Consider the following 21,582-nt stretch of genomic DNA (forward strand, 5'->3'; position numbering starts at 1 on the left):
GGGCGACACCGATGCCGACGATGTGCTGAACGACCGCACGCGGTTCGGCGCCATCCTGGAAAGCTTTGTCGTGTCGGAAATCTTCAAGCTGGCGGCCTGGTCGGAGCGCCGCCTGACCTTTTCGCATTACCGCACCAAGGATCAGGACGAGGTCGATCTGGTCATCGAGGACAGGCGCGGCCGGGTCATCGGCATCGAGGTCAAGGCGGCGGCCACCGTGCGCCAGCAGGATCTGCGCGGGCTGCGCCAGCTGCAGGAGGCGGTCGGCGACCGCTTCGTCCACGGCATCGTGCTGCACGATCACGACCGGATAACGCCCTTCGGTGAAAAGCTGCATGCAATGCCGCTGTCCAGCCTGTGGTTGAGTTAAGTCAGCGCAGGATGCTTGCGGGATGCGGCAAATGTTTCTATGGATGAGCGGGATAGCCGCAGCCGCTATCTGCCTCTTTTCCCATCCGAAACTTAGCTGGCATCAATAAAATATTGAAGCTGTTTCGCTCATGTCTGCGGAAATCATGGCCTAGCATCGCCGCGCCGGAAGACGCACTATCAGCCCCGCAGTGGAAGCACTGAGGAGAGGCTGGCCGTGGAGGAGCTGCGCCAGTTTTCTCTTGATTGAAGACGTTCGAAAACTCAAAACAGGCAGCCATGCGACTCGCCGATCCAGGGGGTCACGCAGCAACCGGAGACTCGGCGAGAGCCAGGGGGAGGAATCATGCTCGAAAAGCTTTTCAAGCTACGAGAACACAACACATCCGCACGCATTGAAATGCTCGCGGGACTGACGACGTTCCTGACGATGTCGTACATCATCTTCGTCAATCCGGAGATTTTGTCGTCCACGGGAATGGACCGCAATGCCATCTTTGTCGCCACCTGTATCGCCGCGGCGGTCGGATCGCTGGTCATGGCGCTTGTCGCCAACTGGCCCATCGGCATGGCGCCGGGTATGGGCCTCAATGCCTTCTTCGCCTTCACGGTCGTGGCGGCGATGGGCTTCAGCTGGCAGCAGGCGCTGGGTGCCGTTTTCATTTCCGGATGTATTTTCATCCTGCTCACCGTTACGGGCGTGCGCAGCTGGCTTGTTGCCGGCATTCCCAAATCGCTGCGCAGTTCCATTGCGGCGGGCATCGGCCTCTTCCTTGCCTTCATAGCGCTGAAGAATTCCGGGATCATCGTCGCCAACCCCGCCACCTTCATCGGTCTGGGCCACCTCGGCAGCACGCCCGCCCTGTTCGCCATGCTGGGCTTCTTCATCATCGCGGCGCTCGATGCCCTGAAGGTGCGCGGTGCGATCCTCATCGGCATTCTTGTGGTCACCGTCCTGTCGATGGCCGTGGGCGCCAGCGAGTTCAAGGGTGTGTTTTCCGCCCCGCCGAGCCTCGCGCCGACATTCCTGCAGCTCGATATCATGGGCGCCCTGCATACGGGCCTCCTGCAGGTGATCCTGGTGTTCGTGCTGGTCGAGGTGTTCGATGCCACGGGAACGCTGATCGGCGTGAGCAAGCGTGCCGGCCTGATCGAGGAGGGGAAACCCAACCGTCTCGGACGCGCCCTGTTTGCCGACAGCACCGCCATCGTGGCCGGTTCGCTGCTGGGCACCAGCAGCACCACCGCCTATGTCGAAAGCGCATCGGGCGTTCAGGCCGGCGGTCGGACCGGATTGACGGCACTCACCATTGCCGTCCTGTTCCTGGCGGCCCTGTTCATCTCGCCGCTGGCCGGTTCCGTTCCGGGTTATGCCACGGCACCCGCCTTGCTCTACGTCGCCGGCCTGATGATGCGTGAACTCACCGACATCGAATGGGGTGATGTGACCGAGGCAACCCCGGCGGCACTGACCGCGCTGATGATCCCGTTCACCTACTCGATCGCCAACGGTCTTGCCTTCGGCTTCATCAGCTACGTCGTGATCAAGACGTTCACCGGCCGGGTCAAGGACGTGCATCTGGCAACCTGGCTCGTGGCGATCCTGTTTGTCGTCCGGTACACCTTGTTTCCTGTGTGAAAAAGCGGCCCGGATGCATGCCGTATCCGGGCCAGACTGTTTGCAGGCTTAAGCGAAGGACACGTCAATGACTGTGGAAAGACCAACGACCGCGACGATCGATGCACTGCTCGACGCGATGGAGCATCACATCATTCCGATGACGGAAAAGGGTGTGGCGGCAGGCAACAAGATTTTCGGCGCCGCCTTGCTGCGCAAGTCGGATCTGTCGCTCGTTCTGGCGGAGACGAACAACGAGACGGAAAACCCGCTCTGGCACGGCGAGGTGCATACGCTCAAGCGCTTCTACGAAGTGAACCCGGACAAGCGCCCGGACCCCAGGGATCTCATCTTCCTGTCGACTCACGAACCCTGCTCGATGTGCCTTTCGGCCATCACCTGGGCCGGCTTCGACAATTTCTACTATTTCTTCAGCCATGAGGATTCCCGCGATGCCTTCGCCATCCCGCATGACCTGAAGATTCTGAAGGAAGTCTTCACGCTGGAGCCCGGCGGTTACAACACTGAAAATGCGTTCTGGAAAAGCTATGCCATCCACGCGCTGATTGCGGCGCTGCCGGAGCCGGACCGGGGCAGGCTGCATGCCCGTGCCGCCCGGATCGCCAAGAAATATGCGGATCTGTCGAACCAGTATCAGGCGGGCAAGGATCAGAATTCGATCCCGCTGAACTAGGGGATCGACCCATCGATACATGGACGGGACGGGGTTTGCGCCCCGTCTCGTCTGTTTTGGCTAGCTGCTGCCGAGAAGTGGCAGTGTCCGCAGCGATTTTGCCAGCCGGATAGCGCTCCACGGCATGTATTCGGCGATCGCCAGCCCGACGATATCGGCTTCGGCATCCACGGCCCGCAGAATTCCGGCCACGTCCTCGAAGCGCATCCGGCCTTTCGCGACGCCGTCAAAGGCATCCGGACTGGCAGCGGGGTCCTGCGAAAGAAGGAAATCGTAGAAAGCGGGATCGAGCACATCGAGGTCGAAATGCACCGCCACCTTCCTGGCGCCGGACGCGCGTAGCCAGGCGAGGACGGGCTCTGCCGAACCCGCCAGGTCTTCCGGGCTGAGCCGCGCGAGGCCGTGCTTCGGGATGAAATCGGTTTCGAACGGGGTGGTTTCGGTCAGGCCGACATAGAGGATCTGGCTGGCCTTCACCGGCTTGGGCACGGCGGCCACGAAATCCGGATCGCCCATGCCCATCAGCATGGCAAGGACATGCGCGTGGGCGTTGCGGAACTGCTGCGGTCCCATCACGTCGGGGTGGGCATCCACCCAGAGGATAGCGAGATCGTCGCCGTATCTTGCATTGAGATAGGCAATCGGCGCGAGGTCGATGAGGCAATCGCCCCCAAGGGTGACAATGGCCTCGGGATCGTGCCGGGCGATGGATGCGCTGGTTGCGGCGACGAGATCGAGCAGCGGCTGGCGGGAGACGATGCCCCGCTCGACCGGCCGCACGGCGTCATCGGCCTCCGGCACGGCCACCGTCTCTGCCGGCCCCGGCGCCTGCGGGGCCAAGGCAGCGAGCACGCGGGCGCCGATTGCATAGTCGGGATGATCGCCGCCCTGCCATTGCGGCAGGTTCAGGCGCAGAATATTCATCGGATCGATGGTCATGGGTTCACTCTTTCCTGTGGGAGACGTGCAGCCGGATGGGCTCCGGCGGCGCTGAAAGCAGGAAATAGGTGATTGAAATCGGAAACAAAATGCCGCATTCATGGCATCACCGTCCATAAGCATGGACAATCGTTCTCACGTGGAGAAACGCGGTGAATCAGCTGCTTGCGATGCGCGCCTTCATACGGGTCGTTGAATCCGGTTCCTTCCGGGGCGCCGCCAACCAGCTGCTGCTGCCGCGCTCGACGGTGAGCAAGCTCGTGACCGATCTGGAAAAGCATCTCGGCACCCGGCTGATGCACAGGACCACCCGCCACGTCGCGGTGACACCGGAGGGCGAGGAATATTACCGGCATGCGGCCCGTCTGGTGGCGGAGATCGACGAGGCCGACGGTGCGGTGCGCGGCAGCAAGCTGACACCGCGAGGGCATCTGCGTATCGAATCCACCGCCACGTTCGCGCAGAATATCCTGATCCCGCACCTGCCGGATTTCCATGCGCAATACCCGCACATCACCATTGCCTTGGGCACCAGCAACCGAACGGCGAACATCGTCGGCGAGGGCGTGGATTGTGCGATCAGGGCCGGGGACATCGGCGACCTGTCCCTCGTGGCACGGCACCTGTTCGATGCCGGGTTCGTGACATGCGCGTCGCCCGCCTATCTCGAGCGCATGGGGACGCCTGCGGCCCCGCAGGAGCTCGCGGGCCGCCACTGCAAGGTTGGCTTCTTCTCGCATGCGGATGGCAAGGCCAAGCCGATGCTGTTCGTGAAACCCGGTGACAGGTTCACCGTCAGCGAGCTGCAATTCTCCGCCAATGAGGACAATGGCCAGATCGCCATGATGCTGGCCGGGCTGGGTATCGGACAGAATCTCAGGCCGTTCGTCCAGCCTTACCTGGAGTCCGGGCAACTCGTTGAAATCCTCGGCGAATGGAGCCATCCGCCGCTGCCGTTCCATGTGGTGTATCCGCCCGGCAGGCATCAGAGCGCCCGGCTGAAGGCCTTCATCCAGTGGCTTATCGAGCGCTTCGGGAAAGGCGGCGTGCCGCCGGCCACGCTCAGCGGACGATGAACGGTTCGGGGTAAAAATGTTCCTCGAGATTGTTGCCGTCGCCGCCGCGATCCACGACGATAAAATCCGAGATGCCGCCGAGGGGCGTGAGGATGCCATGCCAGATATTGCGATGGATGTTCACACCCTGTCCCGGTCCCGTCAGGAAGGCGATGGGATCGCCCGCCCCGCCGGGCAGATCATGGGCAACCACGACCAGCAACGGATGGGCGGACAGCGGCATGAAGGCCTGGCTGCCGAGCGGATGCCGTTCCACCATCGTCAGCGTCAGCGGCAAATCATAGGGCTTGCCGCGCAGGAGGCTGATCAGCACGCGCGGGTTTTCCCCGGTTGTCTCGACCTTCGCCAGGTCGTGATAGCGCGTGCACATGCCGTGATTGATGGGAAAGCTGGATGATCCCTCCACCTCGATCACGTCGCCAAAGGGCTGGAACGCTTCGCGGGTAAGGGGCTGTATCCGAATCGCGCGCGTGGCTGTTGAACCTGACATGGTCATCCCTCAGTTTGGCAGCATGCCCTGCAGGCGGAGAAACGCGATCCGCTCCACCTGCCGGCAGGCGGTGTTGAATTCGGTTTCCCGGTCGTTCTTGACGCGTGCCCTGAAGGCTTCAAGGATGCCATCCTTGCTGTGGTCCTTGACCGCGATGATGAAGGGGAAGCCGAAGGTTTCGACGTAGAGGCCGTTGAGCGCTTCGAACTGCGCGCGCTCCGCGTCGGTCAGGGCATCGAGACCGGCGGATGCCTGTTCCTGCGTGGAACTTTCCGTCAGCCGCTTGGCCTGCGCCAGTTTTCCGGCCAGATCCGGGTGGGCGGTAAGCACGGCAAGCCGTTCCTCCGCCGACGCGCCGCGGAAAACGGTGGTCAGCAGGGCATGCAGCCCCGCTGCCGTGTCGTGCCCATGGGAAAGCTCACAGGCAAAGGCGCGCTGCGCGATCCATTCGGAATGTTCGAACACGCCGCCAAAGCGCGCCACGAATGCTGCTTCCGCCAGTCCCGACGGGCGCGGTTCGCCGGATGGCTGCGGATGGGTTTCTGCCCAGTGCCGGGCAATGTCGATGCGCCGCGCCAGCCAGACATGGCTGTGGCTCTGCACATAGTCGATGAACCTTGCGACGGCGGCCGCGCGCCCCGGCCTGCCGGCAAGGCGGCAATGCAGGCCGATGCTCATCATCTTGGGAGAACCCGCTTCGCCTTCGGCGTAGAGCGTGTCGAAACTGTCCTTCAAATAGGAGAAGAACTGCTCGCCGGAATTGAAGCCCTGCGGCGTGGCGAAGCGCATGTCATTGGCATCCAGCGTATAGGGGATGATCAGCTGCTGCCGGCCGGCGGCCTCGTGCCAGTAGGGCAGGTCGTCGGCATAGGAATCCGACACATAGTCGAAGCCGCCTTCCTCTGTTGCAAGGTCGACCGTGTTGACCGAGCAGCGGCCGGTGTACCAGCCCTTCGGCCGCTCGCCGGTGATATCCGTGTGGATGCGGATGGCCTCGCGCATATGCTCGCGCTCCGCCTCCCTGGTGTAATCCTTGTATTCGATCCACTTCAGCCCGTGCGAGGCGATCTCCCAGTCCGCATCCAGCATGGCGCGGACCTGTGCCGGCGAGCGCTGCAGGGCGGTTGCCACGCCATAGACCGTCACCGGCACGTTCTTGCCGGTGAACAGGCGGTGCAGACGCCAGAAACCGGCCCGCGCGCCATATTCGTAGATCGATTCCATGTTCCAGTGCCGCTGGCCCGGCCAGGCCTGCGCGCCGACGATTTCCGAGAGAAAGGCTTCCGACGCGGCATCCCCGTGCAGGACGCAGTTCTCGCCGCCTTCCTCGTAGTTCACAACGAACTGGACAGCGATTTTTGCGCCGTCCGGCCAATGGGCCTGCGGCGGGGTTTCTCCATATCCATGCAAGTCTCTGGGATATCTCATGGCAGCGATCCGTCCTCCACTCTGCTGGTCCGATCCCATGAATAATCAAATAAGCCGAGATGCATTCCCCCAGAAAATTTTGAAAGTCCTGTAAGGAAGCGCTGCCTACTGCGCCGCCGCGGCGCCGGGCAAACTGGGCGATGCAAAAGTGGAAAATCCGCCTTGGGAGGGAGGAACGCTCATGAGTTCTCAGAACGAAACGACAGGCCGTCTGACGACGCATGTGCTGGATACCGCCAGCGGCAAGCCTGCCGCCAACCTGCGGGTCGATCTTCTGCGTCTTGACGGCGAGCAGTTCTCGGCACTGCGCAGCACGCGCACCAATGAGGACGGACGCTGCGATGCACCGCTTCTGGCCGGCGCGGAGATGCGTGCCGGCACCTACGAGCTGCGTTTTCATGTGGGCGCCTATCTCGGCGGGCAGACCGATGGCGCCGTGCCGTTCCTCGATGTGGTGCCGATCCGCTTCGGCATCGGGGACGAGGCCGCGCACTACCACGTGCCGCTGCTCGTCGCGCCCTATGCCTACTCGACCTATCGCGGGAGCTGACCGGCCATGGATATCCAGACCCGCACCAGCCTCCGCTTCCTGCTCAATGACCGGCTTGTCGAACTGACCGATGTGGCGGCAACCCAGACGCTGCTCGATTTCCTGCGCCTCGATCGCCGGTTGCGCGGCACGAAAGAAGGCTGCGCCGAAGGTGATTGCGGCGCCTGCACCGTCCTGGTCGGCCGCCTGACCCATGGCCAGCTGACCTATGAATCGGTCAATGCCTGCATCCGTTTTGTCGGCTCGCTCGATGCCTGCCATGTCGTCACGGTCGAGGCGCTTGCCGCAGCCGACGGTACGCTGCATCCGGTGCAGCAGGCGATGGTCGACACCCATGCTTCCCAGTGCGGCTTCTGCACACCCGGTTTCGTCATGTCGCTCTACGGCCTGTGGATGCACAATCCGAGCCCGGCGGTGCGCGACATCGAGAAGGCGCTGCAGGGCAATCTGTGCCGCTGCACCGGCTATGCCGCCATCATCCGCGCGGCGCAAAGCGTGTCGGCGCGCAATGCCGGCCATGATCCGCTTGTCGCCGAGCGCGCACGGGTCATCGAACAGCTGCAGACGCTGAGGGACGGCAGGCGCGTCGATATCGGCGAAGGGAAGCAGCGTTTTATCCTGCCCGCCGATGTGGATGATTTCGCCGCTGTTCTCGACGCCAATCCCGGCGCAACCATCGTTGCCGGTTCGACCGATGTCGGGCTGTGGGTGACGAAATTCATGCGGGAGATCGGCCCCGTCATTTTCACCTCGCATCTGGACGGGCTGCGCCGGATCACGGCGGACGAGAACGGGCTGACGCTCGGTGCCGGTGTGAGCTACACCGATGCCTATCCGGTTATCTCGGAACATTTCCCGCAATTGTCGGAGTTGTGGAACCGCATCGGCGGCGAGCAGGTGCGCAATATGGGCACGATCGGCGGCAATGTCGCCAATGGTTCGCCCATCGGCGATACGCCGCCGGCGCTGATTGCGCTCGGCGCAAGCGTGCACCTGCGCAAGGGGCCGAACCGCCGAACCGTGCCGATGGAAAAATACTTCATCGACTATGGCAAACAGGACCGCGTGCCGGGAGAATTCGTCGAGGCGATCCACATTCCCGCGCTCAAGCCGGGCGAACTGTTCGCCGTCTACAAGATATCGAAACGGCTCGATGAGGACATTTCGTCGGTGTGCGGTGCGTTCAAGGTCATGCTTCACATGGACGGCAAAGTGCAGGCGGCCACGATTGCCTTTGGCGGTATGGCAGGGACGCCAAAGCGCGCGACCGCCGTCGAGGCGGTGCTGACCGGTTCTTCGTGGGATGACGCGACCATTGAGCGGGCAATGGCGGCCTTTACAGCGGATTTCACGCCGCTGACCGACTGGCGCGCCTCGGCGGACTACCGGCTTTTGACCGCCAGGAACCTGCTGCGCCGCTTCCATCTGGAGACCACGGGCGAAGACAATATCCGGCTGAACCGTTATGCCGCGGTTGCGGGCTAGGAGGATAGCATGAATTCGATCCAGCCGATGGCCCGCATCAAGGGCGGGGTGCACGAACAGCAGCCGCATGAATCCGGCCACAAGCACGTTTCCGGTTCCGCCGAATATATCGATGACATGCCCGAACCGGCCGACACGCTGCACGCCTATCTCGGCCTGTCGCAGCGTGCCCATGCAGACATCGTGTCGATTGATTTCGAAGCGGTCAGGGCGTGTGCGGGTGTCATCGGTGTCCTGACGGTGGACGATATCCCCGGCCACAATGATGTGAGCCCGGCCGGCAAGCATGACGATCCGGTCTTTGCGGTGGGCAAGGTGGAATTCCATGGCCAGCCGATGTTTGCCGTCATTGCCGAAACGCGGCAGATTGCCCGGAATGCGGCCGCGAAGGTCAGGGTGGAATACCGCGATCTCGACCACGCCATCGACGTGCTCGACGCCGAAAAAGCCGGCTATCCGCTGGTCATCGATCCGCTCAAGCTCGAGCGCGGAGATATTGCCGAGGGGCTTGCCAAGGCAACGAACCGGCTGAGCGGTGAAATGCGCATCGGCGGCCAGGATCATTTCTATCTCGAAGGCCACATCGCCTTTGCCATGCCGGGCGAGGATGACGAGGTGACGGTGTATTCTTCGACCCAGCACCCGAGCGAGACCCAGCACATGGTCGGCCATGTTCTCGGCGTGCCCGCCAATGCGGTCACGGTCAATGTGCGGCGCATGGGCGGCGGTTTCGGCGGCAAGGAAACGCAGGCCAATCTGTTTGCCGCTGTCGCAGCGGTTGCGGCGAAGAAATACAAGCGGGCGGTTAAAATCAGGCCGGACCGCGATGACGATATGGTTGCCACGGGCAAACGCCACGATTTCCATGTGGCCTATGAACTGGGCTTTGACGATGACGGCCGCATCGAAGCGGTGGACGCGACGTTTTCGGCGCGCTGCGGTTTCTCCGCCGATCTGTCCGGACCGGTCACCGACCGCGCGCTGTTCCACGCCGACAATTGCTATTTCTATCCCAATGTCCGCCTGCGTTCGCGGCCGCTCAAGACCAATACGGTGTCCAACACGGCGTTTCGCGGTTTCGGCGGGCCGCAGGGCATGGTCGGCGGCGAGCGGATGATCGAGGATATCGCCTATGCGCTGGGGAAGGACCCGCTGGAGATCCGCAAGGCCAATTTCTACGGCGATGCCGGCAGGAACGTCACGCCGTACCATCAGACCGTCGAAGACAATATCATTCCGCAGATCGTCGCCGAACTGGAGGCATCGTCGGACTACGCGGCGCGGCGCGCGGCGGTTCTTGCCTTCAACCGCGACAGCCGCATCATCAGGCGCGGCATCGCGCTGACGCCGGTCAAGTTCGGCATCTCCTTCACCAAGACCGAATACAACCAGGCGGGTGCGCTGGTGCATGTCTACAGCGACGGTTCGATCCATCTGAACCATGGCGGCACGGAGATGGGGCAGGGGCTCTACACCAAGGTGGCGCAGGTGGTGGCCGACGAGTTCCAGGTCGATCTCGACCGCGTCAAGGTGACCGCGACGACCACGGCGAAGGTGCCGAACACATCGGCGACGGCGGCATCGTCCGGGTCGGATCTCAACGGCATGGCCGCGGCCAATGCGGCGCAGCAGATCAAGGCGCGGCTGGTGGATTTTGCCGCCGAACATTATGCGGTTGCAAAGAGCGAAGTCTTCTTCGAACCCAACGCGGTCCGGGCCGGCAATCGCCTTATCCCGTTTCCCGATTTCATCCGGACGGCCTATGGCGCGCGCGTGCAGCTGTCGGCGGCGGGTTTCTACAAGACCCCGAAAATCCACTGGAACCGCGCGGAAGGCAGAGGCCGGCCGTTCTATTACTTCGCCTATGGCGCTTCGGTCTCGGAAGTCAGCATCGATACGCTGACCGGCGAATATCAGGTGGACCGGACAGATATCCTGCACGACGTCGGAAAATCGCTCAATCCGGCGCTCGATCTCGGGCAGGTTGAAGGCGCCTTCGTGCAGGGCATGGGTTGGCTGACCACCGAGGAGCTCTGGTGGGACGCCAAGGGACGCCTGCGCACCCATGCACCCTCCACCTACAAGATCCCGCTCGCCTCGGACCGTCCGCGCCAGTTCAACGTGGAACTGGCCACATGGTCCATCAATCGCGAGGAGACGATCCGCCGTTCCAAGGCGGTCGGCGAGCCGCCGTTCATGCTGGCCATCTCCGTGCTCGAGGCAATCTCCATGGCTGTCGCCAGCGTTGCCGACTACCGGGTCGCGCCGCGCCTCGATGCCCCGGCAACGCCGGAACGCGTGCTGATGGCGGTCGAACGGCTGCGCGCTGCGCGAAACGGGAAGTGAGCGTCCCATGCCGTCGAACCGCGATGATATCAGGGATTTTCTCAACCGGCGCAAACATGTGGTGCTGGTCGAGGTGAAATCCGCCAGCGGCTCGACGCCGCGCGAAGCGGGCGCCTGGATGCTGGTTGCGGTCGATTGCATTTTTGGAACCATCGGCGGCGGCCAGCTCGAATTCATGGCCATCGACCACGCGCGGCGGCTGCTCAATGAGGGCGGGGCGGATGCGGACGATATTTCCGTTCCGCTCGGACCGGAGATCGGACAATGCTGCGGCGGGCGGGTTGCCCTCGGCTTCAAGCGGGTGGACAGGCCCCTGCGCTCGGCACTGGTGGAAAAGGTCGACCTGGAAATCGCCCAGCGCCCGCATGTCTACATCTTCGGGGCGGGGCATGTCGGCGACGCGCTGGCCATGGCCCTGTCGCTGGTGCCGCTGCGCATCGTTCTCGTCGACGCGCGCGAGATCGAACTGTCCGCCACGCGGGTCCCCGGCATCGAAACCTGCCTGACGGCGATGCCGGAAATGGTGGTGCGCGATGCCCCGGCGGGCAGCGCCTTCGTTGTCCTCACCCATGACCATGCGCTGGATTTTCTCATTACCGCCGAAGCCCTGGCGCGGGGCGATGCCGCCTATGTCGGCATGATCGGTTCGAAGACCAAGAAGGCGACCTTCCGCAGCTGGCTCGAGCGGGAAGTCGGCCGCCCGGACATTTTTGACGGGCTTGTCTGCCCGGTGGGGGGAACCGCGGTCAAGGACAAGCGCCCCACCGTCATTGCGGCGCTGGCGGCAGCCGAGATCATGACCTCAGCCCTTAACCACAGGATCGGCGAGGAGCGCCTGCCCAAGCAGAAGGCACGCCTGCACGCCTGATGCCTATTCGAGCATGGCGCTGATCAGCCGCTGGCAGCGCTCGGTCATGAAATCGATCATCAGCCGCACCTTCGGGTCCTGGAACCGCTTGTGCGGATAGATCGCCGCAAGCTGGATGCTGACCGGCGGCGTATTCTCAAGGATCGGCTGCAATGTCCCGTCATTGATGTGGTTTTTGACCTCGAACAGCGGCTTGTTGATGATGCCGCGGCCATCGAGCGCCCAGCGGGTCAAAACGTCGCCGTCATCGGAATCATAGGGGCCGCTGACCTCCAGCTTGCGCGGGCCTTCCGGCGTCTGCAGCGTCCAGTAATATTCCTTGGAGCCGGGATAGCGCAGGAGCAGGCAATCGTGATGCCCGGTTATGAGCTCGTCCGGGCTGGCCGGGATGCCGCGCTTGGCAAGATAGTCCGGCGAGGCGCAGATCACCCGCTCGCAGTTCATGATGCCGCGCATGCGCAGGTTGGAGTCCTCGAGAATGCCGAGCTTGAAGGCGACGTCGACGCCCTCGCTCATGATGTCGATATTGTGGTCCGACAGTCGCAGCCGCACCTCGATATCCGGATATTTGTCGTGGAATTCCGGCACGCCGGAGGCGATCAGCCGACGGCCGATACCGAGCGGCGCGGTGATGCGGATGGCACCCTTCGGCTTTTGCGACAGGTCGGCAATCGCCGCTTCCGCCTCGTTGATCGCCTCGATGATCTTGACCGCCCCTTCATAGAAGACGCGGCCATGCTCGGTCGGCGTCAGCTTGCGCGTGGTGCGGTTGAAAAGGCGCACGCCGAGATAGCGCTCCAGCTCCTTGATGCGGTTGCTGGCGACAGCCGGCGACGCCCGCTGGTCCCGGCCGGCGGCAGAAAGGTTTCCCAGTTCGACGACGCGAACGAAAACACGAAGATTATCGAAATATGACATGGTTCCCACCCCTGTCTTACACCGTTCCATGATGTAGCATTTTATAGTTTTTTTTGAAAGAGATGGGCGATTTATGGCGTTTTCCTGCGGCTCAGGCTTTGGCACATACTCTTTCGCATAAAAGGGAGAGCCGCATGTATGAATATGCCATAGCCTGGGAATGGCTGAATTTTGCCGTCCGCTGGTTGCACGTGATCACCGGCATTGCGTGGATCGGCTCGTCATTCTATTTCGTGGCGCTTGATCTTGGCCTGCGGCAGCGTCCGGACCTTCCGGTTGGCGCCCATGGCGAGGAATGGCAGGTGCATGGCGGCGGCTTCTATCACATCCAGAAATATCTGGTCGCTCCGGCGCAGATGCCCGAACATCTCACCTGGTTCAAATGGGAATCCTATGCGACGTGGCTGTCCGGCTTCGCCATGCTGTGCATCGTCTATTACGCCGGCGCCGACCTCTACCTGATCGATCCGCATGTGCTCGACGTGTCGCGTCCGGTGGCCATCGCGATCTCGCTGGCCTCGATCTTCGGCGGCTGGGTGGTCTATGACACGATCTGCAAGTCGCCGCTGGGCCGCAACGATACGCGGCTGATGGTGCTGCTCTATTTCATTCTGGTGGGCATGGCCTGGGGCTATACCCAGCTGTTCACCGGACGTGCCGCCTTCCTGCATCTCGGCGCCTTCACGGCGACGATCATGTCGGCAAACGTGTTCATGATCATCATTCCCAACCAGAAGAAGGTGGTTGCGGACCTCATTGCCGGCAAGACGCCGGACCCGAAGCTGGGCAAGCAGGCCAAGCAGCGCTCCACCCACAACAATTACCTGACGCTGCCGGTGCTGTTCCTGATGCTGTCGAACCATTATCCGCTGGCATTCGGCACCCAGTACAACTGGATCATCGCGTCGCTGGTCTTCCTGATGGGCGTCACCATCCGCCACTGGTTCAACACGCGCCATGCCCGCAAGGGCGATCCGACCTGGACGTGGCTGGTCACCGCCATCCTGTTCATCGTCATCATGTGGCTGTCGACGGTGCCGAAAATCCTGTCGGGAGGCCCGGCCGCCGACAAGGTATCGGCCGTGCAGCAGCCCTTCATCGCCTCGGCCGAATTTCCCAAGGTGCGCGATACGGTCCTCGGCCGCTGCTCCATGTGCCATGCGAAGGAGCCGGGCTGGGAAGGGCTTATCGCCCCGCCCAAGGGTGTCATGCTGGAAACCGATGGCCAGATCGCCGCGCATGCCCGCGAGATTTATCTGCAGGCCGGGCGCTCGCACGCCATGCCGCCGGCCAACGTGACCGCCATCTCCAACGAGGAGCGGCAATTGCTGGCCAAATGGTACGAGAACACAGTCAAGGGAGGAACAATCCAATGAGCCAACTGCTGCTGCGCGGCCGGGTGCTGACCTTCACCGATGCGCCGAAGGCCATCGATGACACCGCGTCCTATTCCTATTTCGAAGATGGTGCCGTTCTCATCGAAAACGGCAGGGTTGCCCGCGTGGGTGACCATGCAACGCTTGCGCCTCTGGCCGGGCCGCAGGCGGAGATCGTCGATCACCGCCCGCATCTGATCCTGCCGGGCTTCATCGACACGCATCTGCACTTCCCGCAGACGCAGGCCATCGCCTCCTACGGGGCGCAGCTGCTGGAATGGCTCAACACCTATATTTTCGTCGAGGAGCAGAAGTTCGCGTCCTCCGCCCATGCCGATTTCATCGCCGGGCGCTTCATGGATGAGCTCCTGTGCAACGGCACCACTTCGGCGGTTGCCTATTGCTCGGTGCATCCGGAAAGCGTCGACGCCTATTTTGCGGCTGCGGAAAAGCGCAACATGCTGATGATCGGCGGCAAGGTCATGATGGACCGCAATGCGCCGGAAGGGCTGCGCGACACGGCGCAGACCGGCTACGACGAGACCAAGGCGCTGATCGCGAAATGGCACGGCCGGGGCCGGGCGCATTATGCCATCAGCCCGCGCTTTGCCATCACCTCGACGCCCGAGCAGATGGAGATGAGCCGGGTTCTGGTGCGCGAACATCCCGAATGCTATGTGCAGACACACCTGTCGGAAAACCGCGACGAGGTTGCCTATGCCACGTCGCTGTACCCCGGCGCCAAGGATTATACCGACATCTATGCCGGCTATGACCTCCTGGGCAAAAAGATGCTGCTCGGGCATTGCATCTACCTCTCCGACCGGGAAATTGCGGTGCTGGCCGAAACTGGGTCCGTGGCGGTCTTCTGCCCGACCTCCAATCTATTCCTCGGCAGCGGCCTGTTCGACCGCGACCGGTTCCAGACGCTGGGCGCGCGGTTTTCCGTGGCGACGGATGTCGGCGGCGGCACCAGCTTCTCCATGCTGGAGACGCTGGCCGAGGCGTACAAGGTGCTGCACGTGCAGGGCCAGCGCCTCTCGCCCTTCGCGTCCTATTACATGATGACGCTCGGCAATGCGCGGGCGCTCGGCCTTGAAGACCGGATCGGATCGCTGCATGCGGGCGCCGATGCGGATATCACGGTTCTCGACAGCCGCGCCAAGCCAGCGATGGAATTGCGCATGCGCACGGCAACCACGCTGGCCGAAGAGCTGTTCATCCTGCAGACCATGGGGGATGACCGTTCGGTGGCCGAGGTCTACGTGGCGGGCAAGCCGATGAAGAGCAGGCTCGACAAACATCCGGCGGCGGGGCCGGCCCGGTCGGCGGCCGATCTGCAGATCGCCTGAGGATGACGAAAAAGGGGGCCTGGGGCCCCCTTTTGCTTTTCCCGCTAGAGTTCGTGCGGTTTGCGGCCACCCATGGCCTGCGTCAGTTCATCGGCGGTCCGGCGGATGACCGGTCCAAACACATCCAGCTTGTTCCTGGGCAGGCGCACGGCCGGGCCTGAAATCGAAATCCCGGCGATGGCCTCGCCATGTTCGTTGAAGACGGGCGCTGCGATGCAGCGCATGCCGAGCGTGTGCTCCTCATCGTCGATCGACCAGCCGCGTGCGCGGATCTGCTGAATGTCCTTCAGGAGCGCGGGCAGCGTATCGAGCGTGCGGTCGGTGAAATGCGCCAGCGTCTTGCCGCTGAGCATCTGGCCGATATCGGTGTCGGACCAGGTCGACAGGATGGCCTTGCCGATGCCGGATGCATGGATGGGGCCGCGCCGTCCCGGCCGGAAGAAGGCGCGCATCGGCGCATGGCTCTCGATCTGTGAAATGAACACCACATCGCCTTCATCCTCGATGGCGACATTGGCGGTCTCGCCGCACGCGTCCATCAGCTTTTTCAGGAATGGCCGGCTGATGCTGCCGAGCTTGCGGTAGCGCAGGAAGGCATTGCCGATTTCAAAGGCGCGCACGCCGACCGTCCATTCGCCAGATTCCGGGTCATGCGCGAGCATGCCGTGATTGGCAAGCGAAGTCAGCAGCCGGTGAACGGTCGATGGCGCCATGCCCGTGTGGTCGGCGAGGTCCGTCAGCGTCGATCCGTCATTGTCAGCGACGATGCTGAGCAGATGGAGGCTGCGGTCAAGCACCTGAACCGAGGAAGGCACGGCATTCTCCCCCGCCTTGCGTCCCCGTCTGCCTTTTGGTGCCGTCGACTGTAAGGCCATGCTGCCGTCTTTCCCCTTGCATTGCGTTGCATTGGCATAATCCGGCGCGGTTGATTTTACCAGTTTTATTGAAAATCTTTATTTCCATATGATGAGAATGATTTCCAGAAATTCATTGTGCGATTCATGAAACGGATTATGATCCCACTAAATCTGGAGGAATGATCATGACCAAAATGCGTGCTGTCGATGCTGCGGTTCTTATCCTGGAAAAGGAGGGGATCGATTGCGCTTTCGGTGTGCCGGGCGCGGCCATCAACCCGTTCTATTCGGCGCTGCGCGCCCGCGGTTCGGTCCGCCATATCCTGGCGCGCCACGTGGAAGGCGCTTCGCACATGGCGGAGGGCTATACCCGCGCCAATCACGGCAATATCGGCGTGTGCATCGGCACATCGGGCCCGGCCGGCACCGATATGATCACCGGTCTTTACTCGGCCTCGGCCGATTCCATCCCCATTCTGTGCATCACCGGGCAGGCGCCGCGCGCCCGTCTCGACAAGGAGGATTTTCAGGCCGTCGATATCGCTTCCATCGCCAAGCCGGTGACCAAATGGGCGGTGACCGTGATGGAACCCGGCCTGGTGCCCTACGTCTTCCAGAAGGCCTTTCACATCATGCGCTCGGGCCGTCCGGGTCCGGTGCTCATCGACCTGCCGCTGGATGTGCAGCTGGCGGAAATCGAGTTCGACGCCGACACCTATGAACCGCTCGAGCCGTACAAGCCCGCCGCAACGCGCGCGCAGGTGGAAAAAGCGCTGGCCATGCTCAACGCAGCGGAACGGCCGTTGATCGTGGCGGGCGGCGGTATCATCAATGCCGATGCCTCCGATCTCCTGGTTGAATTTGCCGAAATCACCGGCGTTCCCGTCATCCCGACATTGATGGGCTGGGGAACGATCCCGGACGATCACCGGCTGATGGCGGGCATGTGCGGCCTGCAGACCTCGCACCGCTACGGCAATGCCACGCTGCTGGCTTCGGACTTCGTGCTGGGGATCGGCAACCGCTGGGCCAACCGCCATACGGGCAATGTCGCGACCTATACGGAAGGGCGCACATTCGTGCATGTCGACATCGAGCCGACCCAGATCGGCCGCGTTTTCGCGCCGGATTTCGGCATTGTCTCCGATGCGGGCAAGGCGCTGAAGCTGTTCCTCGACGTGGCCACCGAATGGAAGGCCGCAGGCAAACTGCGTGACTGGTCGGTATGGGCGCGGGAATGCCAGGAGCGCAAGCGCACCCTGCTGCGCAAGACGCATTTCGACCAGACGCCGCTCAAGCCGCAGCGCGTCTACGAGGAGATGAACAAGGCGTTCGGACGCGATACCTGCTATGTCACGACCATCGGCCTCAGTCAGATCGCCGGGGCGCAGTTCCTGCATGTCTACCGCCCGCGCAACTGGATCAATTGCGGTCAGGCCGGTCCTCTCGGCTGGACCTTGCCCGCCGCCCTCGGCGTGCGTGCCGCCGATCCGCACCGGCCGATCGTGGCGCTCTCCGGCGACTATGATTTCCAGTTCATGATCGAGGAACTGGCCGTCGGCGCCCAGCACAAGCTGCCCTATCTGCATGTCGTCGTGAACAATTCCTATCTCGGGCTGATCCGGCAGGCGCAGCGCGGCTTCAACATGGATTTCGAAGTGTCGCTTGCTTTCGACAACATCAATGCGTCTGATGATGCGGAGAAAGGCTACGGCGTCGACCACGTGGCGGTGGCCGAAGGTCTCGGCTGCAAGGCCATCCGCGTGCGCAGCCCCAACCAGTTTGCCGACGCCTTTGCGCAGGCGCAGGCGCTGATGGACGAACACCAGGTGCCGGTGGTCATCGAGTTCATCCTCGAGCGGGTGACCAATATCTCCATGGGCGCCGACATCAATACGGTGGTCGAGTTCGAGGAGCTGGCCGAGCAGAAACAGGATGCGCCGACCGCCGTCGCGGCATTCCTTGACTGACATTCACTGACTTTCCGGAGGTCTTATGCCCAAATTTGCAGCCAATCTGACGATGCTCTTCAACGAGGTTCCGTTTCTCGACCGCTTTGCACTGGCCCGCCAGGCGGGTTTCGATGCGGTGGAATATCTCTTCCCCTATGAATTCGATGCCGCCGTTCTCAAACAGAAACTCGGGCAGCACCGGCTGGTGCAGGTGCTGCACAATCTTCCGGCCGGCAACTGGGCGGGCGGCGAGCGCGGCATTGCGGTGCTGCCGGACCGTATCGACGAGTTCCGGCGCGGTGTTGCCACGGCCATCGACTATGCCACCGAGCTGGGATGCAGGCAGATCAACTGCCTTGCCGGCATCGCGCCGGTCGGGCTGGCGGCGGATGTGCTGCGCACGACATTCGTGCACAATCTGCGCCTGGCGGCGCAGGAACTTGCCAGGCACCAGATCCGCCTGCTGATCGAGCCGATCAACTCATACGATATTCCCGGTTTCTACCTGAATACCGTCGAACAGGCGGCATCGATCATCGATGAGGTCGGCAGCGACAATCTCTTCATCCAGTACGATCTCTATCACCAGCAGCGCACGCGCGGCGAACTGGTGGCGACCTACCAGCGCCACAAGGACCGCATTGCCCATATCCAGCTGGCTGATAATCCCGGCCGGAATGAGCCGGGCACGGGCGAAATCAACTATCCCTTCGTGTTCGAGGCACTGGACGAGGCCGGTTACACCGGCTGGATCGGCTGCGAATACAAACCAAAGACTGAAACGCAACGCGGACTGGGCTGGCTGAAGGACTTTTCCGACGCGCAGAAATCCGCCGACATCTTGAGAATGAGGAGCTGAGCACATGGCTGACATAGGTTTCATCGGACTGGGCATCATGGGCACGCCCATGGCACGTCACCTGCAGGATGCGGGGCATGACGTCTACACCTCGAAATTCTTCATCGAGCCGCGCCCGGAACTGGTCGAGAACGGCCTGAAGATCGTTGAAAGCCCCAAGGCTCTGGCCGAAAAGACGGATATCATCATCCTGATGCTGCCGGACACACCCGAGGTCAAGGACGTGCTCTTCGGCGAGAACGGCGTGGTCTTCGGCTTGAAGCCGGGCAAGCTCGTCATCGACATGAGCTCGATCTCGCCGATTGAAACGAAGGAATTCGCCAAAAGGGTTCGCGAGACAGGCAGCGAATATATCGATGCGCCGGTATCCGGCGGCGAAGTGGGCGCCAAGAATGCCACGCTCAGCATCATGGCGGGCGGCGAGCAGAGCGCCTTCGACCGGGCCCTGCCGCTGTTCAAGCTGATGGGCAAGAACATCACGCTCGTCGGCGATTGCGGCGACGGCCAGGTGACCAAGGTTGCCAACCAGATCATCGTTGCCCTGACCATCGAAGCCATTTCGGAAGCGCTGGTGCTGGCGTCGAAGGCGGGTGCCGATCCGGCCCGGGTGCGCGAGGCCTTGATGGGCGGCTTTGCCTCCTCGCGCATTCTCGAACTGCATGGCGAGCGGATGATCAAGCGGACATTCGAACCGGGTTTCCGCATCTCGCTGCACCAGAAGGACCTCAACCTTGCCTTGCAGAGCGCCAAGTCGCTGGGTGTCTCGCTGCCCAACACGGCATCGACGCAGGAACTGTTCAACAGCTGCGCGGCGAACGGCGACAGTGATCTCGACCATTCCGGACTGGTCAAGGCGCTGGAGCGCATCGCCAACCACGCGGTCGCCTGAGTTCGACAGACAAGGCCATGGGGGCGGACAACGATGATATTGAAAACCGCCCCCAGGGCATTGCTGACATCCCTGTTTGACGCCGCCGTGGCGGCGGCGCAGGCCGAGCGCACCGTTGCCGCCAACCTGCCGGACCGCCCGAAAGGGCGCACCATCGTCATCGGCGCCGGCAAGGGCTCGGCGCAGATGGCGCGTGCTTTCGAACAGGCCTGGGATGGCCCGCTGCAAGGGGTTGTCGTCACCCGTTACGGTTTCGGCGTGCCATGCGAGCGGATCGAGATCATCGAGGCGGCGCATCCGGTGCCCGATGCGGCGGGTCTGAAGGCCACGGCAAGACTGTTTGACGCGGTTGCCAATCTGACAGAGGACGATCTTGTGGTGGCGCTGATATCGGGCGGCGGTTCCGCGCTGTTGCCGTCACCGCCGGAAGGCATGACACTCGATGACGAGATTGCGGTCAATAAGGCATTGCTGGCATCCGGGGCACCCATCGCCGCGATGAACACGGTGCGCAAGCACCTTTCAACCGTCAAGGGCGGACGGCTGGCCGCCGCCGCCTTTCCGGCGCGGGTCGTTACCCTGGTCATATCCGATATTCCCGGCGACAATCCGGCTCTGGTCGCGTCGGGGCCGACCGTTCCGGATGAAGCATCGCTCGACGATGCGCGGGCGATCGTGCGCCAGTACAATCTTGCATTGCCGTCCGCGGCCTTGCGGCATCTGTCGCTGGATGCGGCCCGCGCACCCAATCCCGGCGATCCCGGTTTTGCCCGCAACACGGTCCGCATCATCGCGTCAGCGGCGGTCTCGCTCGACGCGGCCGCAGCGGAGGCGCGGCGCCAGGGCGTCGACGCCGTCATCCTGTCCGATGCCATCGAGGGCGAGGCGCGGGAAGTAGCGCATGTGCATGCGGCGCTTGCCCGTGAAGTTTTGACCAGAAACCGGCCGTTCACGGCGCCGGTGGTTCTCCTGTCCGGGGGAGAAACCACGGTCACCGTGCGCGGGAAGGGCAAGGGCGGGCGCAACACGGAGTTTCTTCTGTCTTTTGCGCTTGGCATTGCCGGGGCGGGGGGCATCTCGGCGCTGGCCGCCGATACGGACGGCATCGATGGTTCGGAGGACAATGCCGGGGCCTTTGCCGATGGCAGCACCGCCGCGCGGCTGGCGGGTCTTGGGAGGGACGCGCGCAGCCTGTTGAATGCCAATGATGCGTGGTCGGCGTTCGATGCTCTCGGTGATCTTTTCGTGCCGGGCCCGACGGGCACCAATGTCAATGATTTCCGGGCCATTTATATCGATGGCGGCAGCTAGTTTCTTTCGCGCTGGCTGCCCGAATAGGAGCGGACGGGAATGCCAAGGACATGGCTCAAGGGATCAATACCCAGGTCTGCCAATTGATCCAGCGGCAGGCTGTTGAGTTCGGCAATGGTGCGGCGCGCATTGCGCCAGGCAATATAGTTGCGGTAAACGTTCATTTTCATACCTCGTCTTTGTTCGTTAAATAGACCTGTGAACA

At 62.6% G+C, this 21,582-nt stretch carries 20 protein-coding genes; 14 read left to right on the forward strand and 6 right to left on the reverse strand.

The annotated features are described in order from the left end of the window. The 3 genes from RDL77_RS14075 to RDL77_RS14085 all read left to right on the forward strand — a co-directional run. A partial coding sequence (locus RDL77_RS14075; protein ID WP_288193394.1) for a DUF4143 domain-containing protein occupies positions 1 to 370 on the forward strand: 370 nt, incomplete at its 5' end. Positions 371 to 715: 345 nt separating this feature from the next. Further along, a complete protein-coding gene (locus RDL77_RS14080) occupies positions 716 to 2,008 on the forward strand; it encodes an NCS2 family permease (RefSeq protein WP_223615447.1) in 1,293 nt (430 codons plus the stop codon). A gap of 67 nt (positions 2,009 to 2,075) precedes the next feature. After that, on the forward strand, positions 2,076 to 2,681 hold the full coding sequence (locus RDL77_RS14085) for a deaminase (protein ID WP_223615446.1): 606 nt from the start codon (positions 2,076 to 2,078) through the stop codon (positions 2,679 to 2,681). 60 nt (positions 2,682 to 2,741) lie between these two features. Here the strand turns inward: RDL77_RS14085 and RDL77_RS14090 are convergent, their stop codons facing one another. Next, positions 2,742 to 3,620, reverse strand: a complete 879-nt coding sequence (locus RDL77_RS14090; RefSeq protein ID WP_288193396.1) for an arginase family protein — start codon at positions 3,618 to 3,620, stop codon at positions 2,742 to 2,744. A 152-nt stretch (positions 3,621 to 3,772) separates the two neighbouring features. Here RDL77_RS14090 and RDL77_RS14095 point away from each other — a divergent pair, with 152 nt between their 5' ends. Continuing rightward, complete coding sequence (locus RDL77_RS14095) at positions 3,773 to 4,696, forward strand: LysR family transcriptional regulator (RefSeq protein WP_288193398.1); 924 nt, start codon at positions 3,773 to 3,775, stop codon at positions 4,694 to 4,696. Here RDL77_RS14095 and RDL77_RS14100 read toward each other — a convergent pair. Together RDL77_RS14100 and puuE are read right to left on the reverse strand one after the other, a co-directional pair. Then, the gene (locus tag RDL77_RS14100) at positions 4,683 to 5,186 is read right to left on the reverse strand and encodes an ureidoglycolate lyase (protein ID WP_288193399.1); all 504 of its coding nucleotides are present in this window, start codon (positions 5,184 to 5,186) and stop codon (positions 4,683 to 4,685) included. The genes RDL77_RS14095 and RDL77_RS14100 overlap by 14 nt on opposite strands. Positions 5,187 to 5,195: 9 nt before the next feature. Next, positions 5,196 to 6,614, reverse strand: a complete 1,419-nt coding sequence (gene puuE / locus RDL77_RS14105; RefSeq protein WP_288193400.1) for an allantoinase PuuE — start codon at positions 6,612 to 6,614, stop codon at positions 5,196 to 5,198. Positions 6,615 to 6,795: 181 nt separating this feature from the next. Here puuE and uraH point away from each other — a divergent pair, with 181 nt between their 5' ends. Genes uraH through xdhC form a run of 4 tightly spaced genes read left to right on the forward strand, consistent with a single transcriptional unit; the run spans position 6,796 to position 11,863 of the window. After that, on the forward strand, positions 6,796 to 7,164 hold the full coding sequence (gene uraH, locus RDL77_RS14110; RefSeq protein ID WP_223615441.1) for a hydroxyisourate hydrolase: 369 nt from the start codon (positions 6,796 to 6,798) through the stop codon (positions 7,162 to 7,164). Between the two features lie 6 nt (positions 7,165 to 7,170). Further along, the gene (xdhA, locus tag RDL77_RS14115; RefSeq protein WP_288193401.1) at positions 7,171 to 8,649 is read left to right on the forward strand and encodes a xanthine dehydrogenase small subunit; all 1,479 of its coding nucleotides are present in this window, start codon (positions 7,171 to 7,173) and stop codon (positions 8,647 to 8,649) included. Between the two features lie 9 nt (positions 8,650 to 8,658). Continuing rightward, positions 8,659 to 10,995: a xanthine dehydrogenase molybdopterin binding subunit gene (xdhB, locus tag RDL77_RS14120; RefSeq protein ID WP_288193402.1), complete on the forward strand. Its 2,337-nt coding sequence runs from the start codon at positions 8,659 to 8,661 to the stop codon at positions 10,993 to 10,995. A gap of 7 nt (positions 10,996 to 11,002) precedes the next feature. Beyond that, the gene (gene xdhC / locus RDL77_RS14125; RefSeq protein ID WP_288193403.1) at positions 11,003 to 11,863 is read left to right on the forward strand and encodes a xanthine dehydrogenase accessory protein XdhC; all 861 of its coding nucleotides are present in this window, start codon (positions 11,003 to 11,005) and stop codon (positions 11,861 to 11,863) included. Positions 11,864 to 11,866: 3 nt separating this feature from the next. Here the strand turns inward: xdhC and RDL77_RS14130 are convergent, their stop codons facing one another. Then, positions 11,867 to 12,781 (reverse strand): LysR family transcriptional regulator, encoded by a 915-nt coding sequence (locus RDL77_RS14130; protein WP_105735167.1) that lies wholly within the window; start codon positions 12,779 to 12,781, stop codon positions 11,867 to 11,869. A 134-nt stretch (positions 12,782 to 12,915) separates the two neighbouring features. Between RDL77_RS14130 and RDL77_RS14135 the strand changes: the two genes are divergently transcribed. After that, the gene (locus RDL77_RS14135) at positions 12,916 to 14,157 is read left to right on the forward strand and encodes a urate hydroxylase PuuD (protein ID WP_223615437.1); all 1,242 of its coding nucleotides are present in this window, start codon (positions 12,916 to 12,918) and stop codon (positions 14,155 to 14,157) included. Then, complete coding sequence (guaD, locus tag RDL77_RS14140) at positions 14,154 to 15,509, forward strand: guanine deaminase (protein WP_288193407.1); 1,356 nt, start codon at positions 14,154 to 14,156, stop codon at positions 15,507 to 15,509. Before RDL77_RS14135 ends, guaD begins: the two co-directional genes overlap by 4 nt. A 44-nt stretch (positions 15,510 to 15,553) precedes the next feature. Here guaD and RDL77_RS14145 read toward each other — a convergent pair whose 3' ends face one another. Then, the gene (locus RDL77_RS14145) at positions 15,554 to 16,384 is read right to left on the reverse strand and encodes an IclR family transcriptional regulator (protein ID WP_288193408.1); all 831 of its coding nucleotides are present in this window, start codon (positions 16,382 to 16,384) and stop codon (positions 15,554 to 15,556) included. 167 nt (positions 16,385 to 16,551) lie between these two features. Between RDL77_RS14145 and gcl the strand changes: the two genes are divergently transcribed. From gcl to RDL77_RS14165, 4 genes are read left to right on the forward strand one after another with little or no spacing between them, the layout of a single operon-like run. Continuing rightward, positions 16,552 to 18,336, forward strand: a complete 1,785-nt coding sequence (gene gcl / locus RDL77_RS14150) for a glyoxylate carboligase (RefSeq protein ID WP_288193410.1) — start codon at positions 16,552 to 16,554, stop codon at positions 18,334 to 18,336. Positions 18,337 to 18,361: 25 nt separating this feature from the next. After that, on the forward strand, positions 18,362 to 19,177 hold the full coding sequence (gene hyi, locus RDL77_RS14155; RefSeq protein ID WP_288193412.1) for a hydroxypyruvate isomerase: 816 nt from the start codon (positions 18,362 to 18,364) through the stop codon (positions 19,175 to 19,177). 4 nt (positions 19,178 to 19,181) lie between these two features. Continuing rightward, positions 19,182 to 20,066, forward strand: coding sequence for a 2-hydroxy-3-oxopropionate reductase (locus tag RDL77_RS14160; protein WP_288193414.1), 885 nt, complete (start codon positions 19,182 to 19,184; stop codon positions 20,064 to 20,066). Positions 20,067 to 20,099: 33 nt separating this feature from the next. After that, positions 20,100 to 21,377, forward strand: a complete 1,278-nt coding sequence (locus RDL77_RS14165) for a glycerate kinase (protein ID WP_288193415.1) — start codon at positions 20,100 to 20,102, stop codon at positions 21,375 to 21,377. On the opposite strand, the gene RDL77_RS14170 is transcribed toward RDL77_RS14165, so the two are convergent. Further along, the gene (locus RDL77_RS14170) at positions 21,374 to 21,541 is read right to left on the reverse strand and encodes a DUF1127 domain-containing protein (protein WP_288193417.1); all 168 of its coding nucleotides are present in this window, start codon (positions 21,539 to 21,541) and stop codon (positions 21,374 to 21,376) included. The genes RDL77_RS14165 and RDL77_RS14170 overlap by 4 nt on opposite strands. Positions 21,542 to 21,582: the final 41 nt, after the last annotated feature.

Source organism: uncultured Phyllobacterium sp., from assembly GCF_902479695.1.
GTDB lineage: Bacteria > Pseudomonadota > Alphaproteobacteria > Rhizobiales > Rhizobiaceae > Phyllobacterium > Phyllobacterium calauticae.